Source organism: Pseudovibrio sp. W64, assembly GCF_001623145.1.
GTDB lineage: Bacteria > Pseudomonadota > Alphaproteobacteria > Rhizobiales > Stappiaceae > Pseudovibrio.
On record NZ_LMCI01000008.1, the window covers coordinates 1 to 12,107 of the forward strand.

At 51.2% G+C, this 12,107-nt stretch carries 11 protein-coding genes and 1 pseudogene; 8 read left to right on the plus strand and 4 right to left on the minus strand.

The features are described 5' to 3' along the window. Window positions 1–206: 206 nt before the first annotated feature. From PsW64_RS28405 to PsW64_RS04405, 4 genes and pseudogenes are all read right to left on the minus strand, one after another. Window positions 207–1,305 (minus strand): annotated as a pseudogene (locus PsW64_RS28405) (IS1595 family transposase). A 109-nt stretch (window positions 1,306–1,414) separates the two neighbouring features. Next, window positions 1,415–2,317 (minus strand): SDR family NAD(P)-dependent oxidoreductase, encoded by a 903-nt coding sequence (locus tag PsW64_RS04395; protein WP_063302817.1) that lies wholly within the window; start codon window positions 2,315–2,317, stop codon window positions 1,415–1,417. Then, window positions 2,307–3,548: a multidrug effflux MFS transporter gene (locus tag PsW64_RS04400; protein ID WP_193757746.1), complete on the minus strand. Its 1,242-nt coding sequence runs from the start codon at window positions 3,546–3,548 to the stop codon at window positions 2,307–2,309. Before PsW64_RS04400 ends, PsW64_RS04395 begins: the two co-directional genes overlap by 11 nt. Before the next feature lie 215 nt (window positions 3,549–3,763). Then, entirely contained in the window at window positions 3,764–4,474 is a 711-nt protein-coding gene (locus tag PsW64_RS04405; RefSeq protein ID WP_063302819.1) for an IS6 family transposase, read from the minus strand. Between the two features lie 34 nt (window positions 4,475–4,508). On the opposite strand from PsW64_RS04405, the gene PsW64_RS04410 reads away from it, so the two are divergent. The 8 genes from PsW64_RS04410 (at window position 4,509) to PsW64_RS04445 (ending at window position 11,875) form a co-directional block, all read left to right on the plus strand. Next, window positions 4,509–5,579 (plus strand): hypothetical protein, encoded by a 1,071-nt coding sequence (locus tag PsW64_RS04410; protein ID WP_063302820.1) that lies wholly within the window; start codon window positions 4,509–4,511, stop codon window positions 5,577–5,579. Further along, entirely contained in the window at window positions 5,569–6,309 is a 741-nt protein-coding gene (locus tag PsW64_RS04415; protein WP_063302821.1) for a M48 family metallopeptidase, read from the plus strand. Before PsW64_RS04410 ends, PsW64_RS04415 begins: the two co-directional genes overlap by 11 nt. A gap of 170 nt (window positions 6,310–6,479) precedes the next feature. Beyond that, window positions 6,480–7,070: a helix-turn-helix domain-containing protein gene (locus tag PsW64_RS04420; protein WP_082826971.1), complete on the plus strand. Its 591-nt coding sequence runs from the start codon at window positions 6,480–6,482 to the stop codon at window positions 7,068–7,070. Further along, on the plus strand, window positions 7,063–8,295 hold the full coding sequence (locus PsW64_RS04425; RefSeq protein ID WP_063302822.1) for a type II toxin-antitoxin system HipA family toxin: 1,233 nt from the start codon (window positions 7,063–7,065) through the stop codon (window positions 8,293–8,295). The genes PsW64_RS04420 and PsW64_RS04425 overlap by 8 nt, the downstream gene beginning before the upstream one ends. 516 nt (window positions 8,296–8,811) lie before the next feature. Beyond that, window positions 8,812–9,426 (plus strand): recombinase family protein, encoded by a 615-nt coding sequence (locus PsW64_RS04430; RefSeq protein ID WP_063302823.1) that lies wholly within the window; start codon window positions 8,812–8,814, stop codon window positions 9,424–9,426. Window positions 9,427–9,939: 513 nt separating this feature from the next. Next, window positions 9,940–10,809: a methyltransferase gene (locus PsW64_RS04435; protein WP_193757747.1), complete on the plus strand. Its 870-nt coding sequence runs from the start codon at window positions 9,940–9,942 to the stop codon at window positions 10,807–10,809. A 39-nt stretch (window positions 10,810–10,848) separates the two neighbouring features. Beyond that, complete coding sequence (locus PsW64_RS04440) at window positions 10,849–11,304, plus strand: hypothetical protein (RefSeq protein ID WP_063302824.1); 456 nt, start codon at window positions 10,849–10,851, stop codon at window positions 11,302–11,304. Window positions 11,305–11,326: 22 nt separating this feature from the next. After that, window positions 11,327–11,875 carry a DUF5983 family protein gene (locus PsW64_RS04445; RefSeq protein WP_063302825.1) on the plus strand — a complete coding sequence of 183 codons (549 nt, stop codon included), beginning with the start codon at window positions 11,327–11,329 and terminating at the stop codon, window positions 11,873–11,875. Window positions 11,876–12,107 lie beyond the last annotated feature (232 nt).

A 12,107-nucleotide genomic window follows, 5' to 3' on the forward strand; every position in this document is an offset into this window, starting at 1 on the left:
TGCAAAGACTCGCGCAACCCTTGATAGAAGTCGTCGAAGGTCCGCTCATGGCCCGACGCATCTTGACGTAGCCATGTTCATTTCCAGTTCTCTACGCCGCAGCGGACGTCAGCAAAGTCCGCATCTTACCAGTTCAAAATCACTAAACGTGGGTGAATGTATTTCAATGTTCCCTTGTTGTTCTTCGTAACGCCCACTGGCCATTATCAACCAAAGACAGCTATCTCGGATCTGACGGAAATACCACCTTGCTGGGTCCATCGCATTTGACGCCCAACAGCATTGCGCAGCAGTTTTGCGATTTGCAGGGCAGGAGGAGCACGTGACCATATGGTTCTAAGTTTTTTCTTGCCATTGCGGCTTTGCCTGACAGCCTGCCCCTTTACAACACGTTGTGACCAACGGAAGCCAATTTCATGCATGTAAAGATCAGCATGGGCCGTGCTGATATGATGAAAAACACCGGATACGGTTCGTCTGATCTCTGGAGCTAAAACCCTCACTGGAGTTTATATGTACCGCTCCGCGAACATATTCATCCTTTGAGTGATTTACTGTTTGATGGTCGCTGAAGTTGTGACCAAGGGCTGCAAAGGCTGTCCAGTCATCGCTCATCAAGTTCGCTTGCAGGTCCAGTTCCTGGCCAAAGACACGACTTGCCTCCACGGCTGAAAGATCAGCAACGACACTTGCGCGGGCATGACCTACAGGGCTACCAACTTCTGTTGACTGTGGCCTCTGAACCATTGAAAGAATTGGTGTTTTAGCGGTTTTCTTCTTCTCTTTTCTTCCACGTCCAGGAGGCGGTACATTCCGCTTTTTCGGAGGGTTGCCACCTAGATAAAAGTGATCTGTTTCGACAGTGCCATCCAGCAAATGCTCCTGCGCGGTCAGCAAACGAATAGCGTGCCCCATACGCCAGGCTGTTGGCTGACTAACACCTAAAGCTTCTGCCAGCCGTACGGAAGACAGGCCCTTATCAGACTGTAAAATGAGTCACATTGCTTTCAACCAGATCTGCAACGGGAGCTTGGTAGCATGCAACGGCGTGCGCATGGTGACTGTAAACTGGAAGCGACAATGACTGTTTGAGCACTGATACAAGCCTGGTCGTAATCGTCCTCGGCCACTATCTCGATCAGCAAGTGAGATCGAATGCTTATAGCCACATGCAGGGCAAATCCGCCCTTTAGGCCATACCATGCTCTCAACAAGCTGACGGCATTTGTCCTCGCTCTGAAAAGCCAGAACCATATCATCTAAAGTACGAATGGACTCCAGAACTAAAGACAATGTTTCTGACATGCATACCTCTCATCTCACGATTGACACAGGATAGCATAAATAGCCTAATATAGCGAAATAGCTGTCTTTGGTTGATAATGCCCTGGCCACTTTTGCAGCTTGGGGCCTTTTAGGCCAGGTAGTCAGCGCAGAAGGCTTCTAGCTGGTCCCACAAGTCAGCCGCTTTCTGGCTGTCTAGGCCGGCATCCCCTTTGGGGAGCTCCATGATCCCGCACACGTTGTGCCAGTAGGCACCGGTTGGAAGATCTTGCGTTGCCGCAATGAGAGACGCCTGCGCCCCTTGTTCTTCATTGATGGCGACTTTCTTGAGGAGCCAAAGTGCAATCCCCTTGGGGTTCATGTCGCCCAACCCGCTCATGATTCCACCGGGATGTACAGCCGCCGCATGGATTTCGGGGTAGTGCCGGGTCAGCTCGAATGCCTGCCACAAGTTGCCCAATTTGCTGCCGCCATAGACAGTGTTCATGCTGAATTTTCCCGGGTTCGGCACGCATTCTTTGGCGGCAACATATGCATCACCAGAGGTCATCACGATCCGGGGGGAGTCGCCGAATAGGCCGAGCTTTGTCAGCAGCCGATACAGCAGGTGATGCCCAAGGACGTTGATCGCATAGGTCATCTCGACACCGTCAGCGGTCGTCTTGCGGTCCTTCATGACAACGCCCGCATTGCAAAACAGAATGTCAATCTTCTGACCGTTCAACTGATCAACGGCGTCTCTGACGGATGTAAGATCAGCCAGGTCACATTTGATCTGCAGCACGTTGTCCAATGCGCCTTTGCTTTCAGAGACGCCGCGCGACATAGAGATCACCTTGGCTCCCCGCGCCAATGCGCCTCGTGATACGAACTCTCCCACACCCGACGCGCCTCCTGTGACAAGAACGGTCTTTCCATCCAAGCGGGGCAAGTCGGGACAAGCAATTGTGCGAGACTGCTGGCGATACATGCATTTGATCATGCGAGGCACCATTCCACTCGCTGCACGATAGGGTGTGAAATCAAGTGTCATTTTGGATTCCTTTTAAGACTGTCGGCTTTGCGCTCATCTGGGCGGGTATGCGATCTGAAAATGTCAGAAGGAGCAGCGAGAGCAGGCTGGTTGCGAATATCCCGAAAAGCAGAGGGGTTACGGTCACGTTAAAGACAGCACCGATTGCGGACCCAATGATCATTGCAATGCAGCCAGACAAAAAACTGAAGGCAGAGTTCGCCAATCCAGCGACATGCCCAAGCGGTTGAAGTGCAATGGCATTCATGTTGCCCATCGTTAAACCGAAGCAAAAGAAAACAACCGAGATCAAGACAAGGAACGCAAAGAGCGGCAGAGAAGCAATCAGTGAGATGGCACATGCCAACCCGCTGGACAGGATCATTCCATAAAGGGCCATCCTGCACACGCGTTCTGGGCTGTAGCTTTCAACAAGACGAGCGTTTGCAAGGCTGGCAATACCAATAAATCCTGCGCCGATCGCAAAGTAGATCGAAAACAGATCGCCCGCGTCAAAGACATCTCGATAGATCTGTTCAGCTGACATAACATAGGCCATGAAGGCCCCCATGATCAGCCCGCTTGCTATTGTGTAAGTGCGGGTGGTTCTGTTCGACAGCGTTGCGAGCAGCCCGTCGCGGATCGGGGCGAGGCCGCCTGCACTGCGGCGCTCGACCGGAAGCGATTCAGGTTGGCGAAGCCAAACCCAGACGCTCGAAGCCAATGTTATTCCCACCATGAACCAGAAGATCGCCTGCCATCCTGCCATCGTGAGCAATCCCTGCCCAATCATCGGGGCGACACAAGGCACAATGATGAACACCGCCATGGTCAGGGACATGATACGCGCCATTGCTGCCCCTTCATAACGGTCGCGGATGATTGACATTGGTGCGATCCGCAGCGCGGCGGCCCCAACGCCCTGAAAGAACCGCCCCACCAGCATCATGGCCAGATTGTCCGCCAGAATGCATGCTAGGCTGCTTAGCACGAAAATAGCCATGCCGATGAATAGCACGGGCCTGCGTCCGTAGCGATCCGACAAGGGGCCATAGGCCAGTTGCGCGATGGTCATCCCCAGAAACAGAACGCCGACGATCTGTTGCAACGCGTTTCCATCCGCCATTCCAAAACTCTCGCCGATATCGGGCAAGGCAGGTAGAACTGCATCAATCGACAGCGCGCCAAGCGATGTGGTCAGAGCGACAAGTGCCACAAATTCAAATTCGCTTTGACGGTGTGTTGCTGACATATCTAGCGATCCTCGCTGCAAGCCCATCAGTTGGGTTGGTGTTGCGAGAAATATCTTTCTTCCTCATAATATTAACAAGATGCATTTCATTGAGGTCACACATGAAAAAATCTGATCTAATGAAGGTCAATGTTAAACTGCTGACGATATTCTGTGCAGTTGCGGTATTGCCAAATTGTTTTGGATGAGTTGCTAAGGGGCAATTTGAGCCGACTTTAGGCAGCTATTTCAGCTGTGTAGTCAGCCCAAAGGGCGAATGCATCAGACCTTGCATGGCGGTAAGATTGATTGGAAAGTTTGTACCGGCGAGGACGGAAGATGGTGTTGATTTGGTCGTGGGCTGACAGAAACCTCTGTGCCTGTTGAGGCGACTTGAACCGGCCCATGATCTTCTCCCGCCTTCGGGTTGGACGATGCGAGTTTTCTATCCGATTGTTCAATCCCTTGTGGGCCCGATGATCGGCATCCGGAACCAGCGAGCGGATCGGCTGGATGTAACTGCGTAGCTTGTCAGTCACCACGACCCGTGGTTTGCCAAATTGCTTGACCAGCTTACGGAAGAATCGCTTGGCTGCCTTGGCGTTGCAGCACGGTTGAACCAGAATGTCAAGGACGTCGCCATCGGCGTCGATCGCGCGCGAGAGCCAATATTTCACTCCACCGATGGTGATCACACATTCATCCATGTGCCACATGTTGTTTGGTTTCGGACGGTCTGTGCGAACACAGTCGGCGAAATGGCGGCCAAAGCGGTTGACCCACAATCGCACAGTTTCCGGACTGACAACGACACCGCGTTCGGCGAGAAGGTCTTCAACGTCAGCTGTGCTCATTGCAAAACGATGGTACGCCCATACGGCATAGGCGATGACCTCACGAGGAAAACGGAAGTCTTTCAGGCGGGAAAAGGAACTCGGAACCTTCATTGGAGTTGGGTAACCAAAAGAAAACAATTTGGCAATGCCGGCCAAGACCGTACAAGGATATGATCCTGAAGATCTGGAAGGAACATACTCCCGTGTTGATGGAGAGTACAAGCGTTTGCCAGACCTGCACAAAAAGCTCCGTGCAATCTTCTCTGGCGTGAAAAACAAGCAGGACCGCGAAGCCTTCCGTCAGGTGCTTGTTCCGCGTATGGTGACGGATGAGGCTGGTGTCTCTTACGATCAATCCCAGAAAGTTCGCGAAGACTTCTATGAGGCCCTCACCAGTTTCGGGATGTGCTTGAAGGTTGCCCTTTCAACCTCTTCATTCTTCAAAGATCCTGCATTTCCAGATGCTACAATCAACAATTACAAGAAAGACCTGAAGTTCTTCACTGAGATCCGTGCGCAAGCGCGACTGGATGCTCAGGAGACCGTGGACTATTCAGCTTATGAGAAGCAAATTCGGGATCTGGTGGATCGGGAAGTCACTGGCGTCAAAGTGCACGACCCAAAAGGTATTCTCGACGTCAATAAGATGGGCGAACTTCCAGAGGATGGCGACGACCCGAAGGACTGGAGCGACGAAAAGGCAAAGAACGAGGCCGATACGATCGCCAGCAGGGTTCGCAAGACCATCGAAGAGGATCTTGACGATGATCCCTATGCTCAGGCTGTCTTCTCCGAACTGTTGCGTAAGGCTATCGAAGACGCGGAAGCAAACTTCGACCACCCATATCTGCAGTATGATCTCTTCAAAGATCTACAGGATACAATCAACCAGGGTGCTGCTCCTGACATTCCTGAGGTTATCAGCGGCAATAAGCATCAACGAGCTTATTTCGGTATCTTCAAACTTGCTGTAGCGGACAAGGGATTAGATGACCATGGCGACATTCACTTTGTAAATGAAGCCCTCCATATCGATACAATCGTGAATGAGGCTGTTGCCGCAAATACATTGTCTCATGAGGCAATCTACCAGCAGATTAAGCAGAAGCTCCTGCCACATTTCTTTAAGCAGTATGGTGGTCTGGAAACGGCAAACAAGCTGATTGATCAGATTCTGGATAAGACCCGTAAGGGCGTGAACCGTGATGACTTCTGATGCTTTCCAGTATGTCTTGGTCTATGGAACGGAGCGTATACCCTACGTGGTGCAACCCACTAAGGGGAAGAAGCGAAAACTGACAATCCATGTAGAACCAGACGGACGGGTGATTGTGGAAGCGCCTGCCGAAGCCTCTCAGGAGTCCATAGAGGCTGCCGTGAGTCGGCGGGGGCGTTGGATCTTCGAACATGTAAAAGACTCTCAGCGACGCCATGAGCATGTTCTGGAGCGTAAGTATGTCAGTGGAGAGACTGCGTTCTATCTGGGGCGCAGATACAAGCTTAAAGTACTTGAAGTTCCGAGGGCTGATCGATGCGTGAAATTGCTTGGTGGGTGCATTGAAGTAAGATCAGAGAGTGTTGATCCTCAGGTGATCAGAGGACGCCTTCGGGGGTGGTACAAGGTCCGTGCGCAGACTTATCTTGGTAAAAGGCTAGAAGTCCTTGGAGAGCGCCTGCCTTGGGTTAACCAGCGTCCGCAGTTTTATTTCATGGAGACAGAGAAGCGTTGGGGAGGATGTTCAAGTGACGGCACCGTTCAGCTAAATCCTTTTCTCGTGAAGGCCCCTAGGGACTGTATCGACTATGTGCTCTTGCATGAGTTGTGTCACCACAAAGAGCACAATCACAGCCCTGCATTCTATGCGTTGCTGGATCGATACGATCCGAACTGGAAGGCGACTAAGCTCAAACTGGACGATTTAGCAGAACTGCTGCTGAATGAGTGAATGAGTGATCTATCGGCAGAAACACTGGATTTCTACAGGATATTGATCTAATAAAGTATATCGAAATTACTTATAGATATACTTTATTAGATCAGAAGTTGAAAAATATTTTCCGATCTGATACATTCCTATATATCAAGAGAGTTATTTGATATATAGGAATGTATCAGATGAATTATGAAATTGAAAAACTAGCGGCTAACCTGAAGGCTGCACGCGAGAGGAAGGGCCTTAGTCAACGTGCGCTTAGCGCGCTTGCAGGCGTGCCGCAGTCACACATCTCGAAGATCGAGAGTGGTGTAGTGAATCTAACGCTTTCCAGCCTTACAGCTATAGCCAACGCCCTCGATCTGGAACTCGCACTCATTCCGCGCAAGGTAGCCCCAGCTGTCAGAACAATTACTCGCAGCGTTAACAACGCGCCGCAAGCCAAGCCTGAAGTGCGCAAAGAAATTATGCAGATCGCCAAGGAGATCGAGCACATTAAGACACTCAAGATTGATAGTTCGGCCTTCGAGGATCTGCAACGTCAGTTTCGAGAGCTGCGGCAGTTCGCAAACCTTATCCAGGGCACCGATGTACTGCGTAGTGTCAGAGAGAACCTCAAAGTGATTGAGACGTTGGGCAGCACCTCAGCTCTTCAAGAAGCATTACTGCAGATAAACAAATTACGTAACATGCTCGCTCATGGTGCAGCTGACGGTAATCAGATACGTCAGCCGCGTCCCGCCTACCGTCTTGATGGAGACGAAGATGAGTAATGCCTCAGTTTTGAACGTGAAACTCTATGACAAACTGATCGGTACGTTAACTAACCTTGGCGGAGATCGCACCATCTTTGCCTTTACGGAAGAATATATCGCAGATAAAGACCGATCGACACTAGGACTCTCCTTCAAAGATGAATACGGTGAGATCCTTACGGATTTTCGCCCTTACCAGAAGCGCGTTATGCCCTACTTCTCAAACCTTCTGCCGGAAGGACACTTGCGGAAGTATTTAGCAGAGCAGGCAGGCGTGAACCCAGAACGTGAATATTATCTACTCTGGGCGCTAGGTCATGATTTACCAGGTGCAATCACCATCACCCCCGCTGATAGCGAAGCTGGGCCGCCCCATGCGGGTGGTGGTGATGATAATCATGGTGATCATCAGCGTGAGAACGCGCTACGCTTCTCTCTGGCTGGCGTTCAACTGAAGTTCTCAGCCGTGATGGAAGCAAGTGGAGGGCTTACTATACCCGCCTCTGGCGTTGGCGGTTCTTGGATCGTCAAGTTGCCATCGCGCGAATACAATGGTGTACCTGAGAACGAGTTTTCGATGATGAAGCTCGCAAGCCTAATAGGCCTGAATGTGCCCGCAATTGACCTGGTTAGCATCGATGCAATTAAAAACCTTCCTGAAGGCATCGATAAGATCGGAGGCCGTGCCTTTGTAATCGAACGCTTTGATCGTCTCTCTGATGGGTCGCGTGTGCATATTGAAGACTTCGCGCAAGTCTATGGGCTATACCCCGATGACAAATACGGCAGTGGCAGCTTCCGAAATATCGCACAGGTGATCGCAGCCGAAGGTAATGATAACGACATCATGGAATATATACGACGCCTGACCTTCAATATGCTGATCGGCAACGCCGACATGCATATGAAGAATTGGTCGTTGATTTATCCCAACAGGCGAAACGTCTCGCTGGCACCCGCCTATGACTTTGTTGCGACTGTGCCCTATATTCCGGGAGACGCAACCAATATGAAAATAAGTCGTGCCAAGGTGTTCTCAGCCTTTACGGTCGACGAGTTGACACACCTTGCGGTCAAGGCCGCAATCCCACCAAAAATGGCAATTGATGCTGCAAAGGAGACGGTTCAGCTCTTTCGGGAGCATTGGGAGCGAGAAGCCGTGAACATGCCAATGAGTAAAAATGTAAGATTGGCAATAGAGGCGCACATGCATACTGTACCAATTCTGGAAGAGCTTTCGTAACATCAACGATAACTTAATGCTGGTACGATATGCTGCACCTGCGAAGACTGGCAAGCTGATGGGTGACTGTTATGGAGGCAACGAACTTCTGTTATATTAGGCTCCAATGATCAAGAAACAACCATGGAGCACTCTTCAAGACGTTCGTGGCCCTATCTAAACGAGTTATCTCAATCTAAGGTTGAACTGCTCGAATGGCAACTCTTGGCCCGACGCATCCTGACGTAGCCATACTCACTTCCAGTTCTCTACGCCGCAGCGAACGTCAGCAAAGTCCAGACTTCAATTATGAAATCGAACCGCGTTGACAGGCAACTCGGATCATTGGGCGTCATTTCAGAATGAGGCTCTATTACTCACAGACCATACCTCTTTTTGCGCTATCGTGCCGCAAACGTACTCGGGCGTTTAAAATGGATGATGTCGGAAAATATGTAATTGCAATCTTTTAATACGCACTGATGAGATGTAGTAAAACAATTGAAATTGATTTTTTCCTACACATGGGTATTCGAAATGATACGTGGCTATATAAGAACCGACAAAACCGAACACACCAGAGATGACCAGATGGAAGAGTTGCGAGCCGCAAACTGCGAAACCTTCCACGTTGATGAGGGAATTTCGCGGCGCTCCTTCCTGAAGCCTGAGCTTGTTGGGCTGATGCAAGAGGCTGTTGCGGGTGATGTGTTGGTATTTTGCTCTTTGGATCGTATCGCGGAATATCAACGGGATTTAGCTGAATTCTTCGCTAAATGTCAAGTGCTAGGCATTGATGTGGTGGTGCTTCGTGAGGGACTAAACACACTGGAAAACCCAGGTGTGTTTCAGGTTATGGCGGCGTTTGTTGGCTTCGCTCGCGGGCTGGATGATGAGCGGCGGGCATTGGCGATTGAGAAGGCGAAGAGGAAGCAGGGGCGACCGTCTAAGCTGAACGAAGAGCAGCAGCTTGAAGCTGTTGAAATGAAGGCTTCAGGCAAGACCATCTCACAGATAGCGGCAACCTTCAGCGTTTCACGTGCCGCGATTTACAGTTTGTTAGAGCCGAAGACATCGAAACTCGATGCCTTCGCCAATATCCCCCGTGATGAGTTGCGGGAAATTATGTTTGGGAAGAGGGAGCAAAATTAAGCCCGCTATTCAGATCATATCAACCCATGATGGAAACGCCCGAAAGTCTGGGGTTGTTTAAGTTTCTATGGCCTTAGTGTCATAGTTGGCACTATCGCTTTGGTTTGATTGGTAATTGGACACGCCCCTGACGGGTCAGGCCAATCAACGCGCCTCTCGGCGCTTACAGAGCCAAACCACCACACCACTAAGCGCGGCAAAGGAGCCGCGTTGTCTCTTCCAGAGCCACCTCAGCGCCAAGCCTTGCTAAGTGCCTTAGGCAGTCTGTCTCTGCCATACGGTGACTGTCCTTCGTGCTGGGTTGCACTTTCTTCTTTCTTTTCTGTCGTTTTGACCTGAGGGGTAGTTGCAAGGGCTCACGCCCTCACGAAAGCTAGTTCGTCGCTCCCCTGACCACAATCTTCCTCACCTGGCGGCTCCGGGAGATCATGGACAGCCTCTCTTCTCACCAGCTCCCGCACACCCGTTTTAAAGACAAGGGAAATGAAACGGACCTCACAGGGAGCAAGAACAATGGCTAAACTCACCAAAGCAGAAGCAAAGCGCCACGCACAAGCAGTGGAACTCCTTAACAAAGACGTGCTCACCGAGAACGACAAGGATTTTGTTTTTCAAAACTGGCATGAAGGCGCTGAGTTTGAAAACGGTTCCCGTGGCGCGTTTTTCACCCCTTGGGATCTGGCTTTTGATTTCTCATTTGACTGTGGCGGCCACCGGATCATTGATCTTTGTGCCGGCATTGGAATGCTGTCTTTTGCAGTCTACCACCGCTTAAAGGAGCGCAACGGCAGAGCGCCGGAAATCGTGTGCCTTGAACGCAACCCCGCTTATGTGGCCGTTGGAAAGAAACTGCTTCCAGAAGCGACCTGGATTTGTGCTGATGTGTTTGAGTGGGAAGAGCTCAACCTTGGCCGGTTTGATCAGGCGATCAGCAATCCGCCCTTTGGCAAGGTGCCGCGCTCAGGCAATGGCCCAAGCTATAAAGGCGGGTTGTTTGAGCACCATGTCATAGATATTGCCTCAAAACTTGCAGATGAGGGAACATTTATCATTCCTCAGAACTCCGCCAGCTTTGCTTATTCTGGTGTGCAGTGCCATTGCCTGACGCCAACCAGCGCAGGCGGCAAGTTTGCAGCTAAACAGGGTTTTGAAATGACGGCCGGCGTGGGGATTGATACCGCCGTCTACCGCAAAAGCTGGAAAGATGTTTCCCCGCTGTGTGAGGTGGCCCTGATCGACTTTTCACCGTGTCCGGTAGAGGAAGTCCAGCTCACTGCCACACCAGTTCCAGCACCTCCTGTTGTGCCCGTGGAACCAGTTTGCCTTCCTCCTCTTGCCGCACTCTCCAACGTAGCCCCAACCACCCAACTCTCCCTCTTTTGAGGGGGACACGGGGCAAGTTTGAACAGGAGATCTGAGAATATGAAAACGAAGCAAGATGCACCAAACTGGTATTGCGAGGGATGCAAGGCGTTTCATGTGCCAGCCAATGAGCGGAAGGCTGATGATATGGGAGATTATTACTGTGCCAGGGCTTGGAAGCGTCTGACCAACCCGCAAAACACGACCTTTAAGCAGCGGGTGAATTATGCGCGGGAAGGGTTCTGCCTTGGAGAAGACAGCCGCGCCTTTGATAATTGCTTTGAAATGTATGATGGAGCTTTTGTCGTTGCAGCTCTCATGCGCCTCAGTGAAACCGATTCTGAGCTAAAGCAGGCGATTTTGCGCCATATGAGCAAGGCAGGGCTTGCCGAGTGGCAGCAGACAACGGCCAGTCTTGCTCACATCCCAACACACAAGCTCTCCAGTAAGGCCGCAGCCCATCGCCAGCAAGTTGAACTAAGCCCGACCGGCTACCAGCAACCAAGCCTTTTCTAACGCACAGATCCAGAGACACTTCATGTACAACTTCACAAAGCCGACCTGCTCTTTAACCGCAATCACCTTTCTGATTGAACTGCATAAAGCAGACTTGATGTTTCACCCGGACGACAGCCCTCAAGGCTGTGATTTTGGCAGAGAGCTTCCATCTTTGATGCTTGAGATGATGGATCAGCACATGGAAGCCACTCATCACTATCTTGAAGATCCAAGTGCGATTGTCTGTGAAATTGATAAGGCACCAGGTCAGCGGCAGGAACAACCTGTGAGCCGGACTTCGAATGTCTTATCTGTTCTCGATCTATCGACCGCTCATCTATCACCCAAAACGCTTGCAATGCTTAGCGAGAAGACGCCTGAGACCTTCCCGCTCTATGGTGGCAACCTCATGAACGGTTTGTTTGTCTCTGCCAGTAAGGATTACGACTACAGCGGCGAGAAGCTTCCCATTGATTTGCTTAGCTGCCTCACGGCTGCATGGGCGCAGGACTGCTCCCACATTCTCTTTGATTGTGATGGGCCGATTGATGAGAGCTTGTATGCCTACTCTCATGACGATCCCGAGTAGGTGTGAGGAACGCGGCAGAGGAGGGGAGCGCAAGCTCCCTTTTTTCGTTCTGGTTAGCTGTTCGGCTCCGGTGATCTGAGAGCGGGGCGATCTGGCTTGCAAGCGCACAGCGGGATCGGCTGATCCCACAGTGCCCTCACAATCCCGCTCACTCATGTCTGCTGAAGGGCTGGAAGCAGGCAAGCGGTGGCCGCACCCCCCACATGCCAGCTTCCAACAAGCCGCACTTCTG

What these genes read in the sequence shown, in the direction of transcription:
- PsW64_RS04440 (WP_063302824.1), top strand. Translation starts at nt 10,849, where the DNA reads ATGAAAACGAAGCAAGATGCACCAAACTGGTATTGCGAGGGATGCAAG.
- PsW64_RS04415 (WP_063302821.1), top strand. Translation starts at nt 5,569, where the DNA reads ATGACTTCTGATGCTTTCCAGTATGTCTTGGTCTATGGAACGGAGCGT.
- PsW64_RS04445 (WP_063302825.1), top strand. Translation starts at nt 11,327, where the DNA reads ATGTACAACTTCACAAAGCCGACCTGCTCTTTAACCGCAATCACCTTT.
- PsW64_RS04400 (WP_193757746.1), bottom strand. Translation starts at nt 3,548, where the DNA reads ATGTCAGCAACACACCGTCAAAGCGAATTTGAATTTGTGGCACTTGTC.
- PsW64_RS04405 (WP_063302819.1), bottom strand. Translation starts at nt 4,474, where the DNA reads ATGAAGGTTCCGAGTTCCTTTTCCCGCCTGAAAGACTTCCGTTTTCCT.
- PsW64_RS04435 (WP_193757747.1), top strand. Translation starts at nt 9,940, where the DNA reads ATGGCTAAACTCACCAAAGCAGAAGCAAAGCGCCACGCACAAGCAGTG.
- PsW64_RS04420 (WP_082826971.1), top strand. Translation starts at nt 6,480, where the DNA reads ATGAATTATGAAATTGAAAAACTAGCGGCTAACCTGAAGGCTGCACGC.
- PsW64_RS04430 (WP_063302823.1), top strand. Translation starts at nt 8,812, where the DNA reads ATGATACGTGGCTATATAAGAACCGACAAAACCGAACACACCAGAGAT.
- PsW64_RS04395 (WP_063302817.1), bottom strand. Translation starts at nt 2,317, where the DNA reads ATGACACTTGATTTCACACCCTATCGTGCAGCGAGTGGAATGGTGCCT.
- PsW64_RS04410 (WP_063302820.1), top strand. Translation starts at nt 4,509, where the DNA reads ATGCCGGCCAAGACCGTACAAGGATATGATCCTGAAGATCTGGAAGGA.
- PsW64_RS04425 (WP_063302822.1), top strand. Translation starts at nt 7,063, where the DNA reads ATGAGTAATGCCTCAGTTTTGAACGTGAAACTCTATGACAAACTGATC.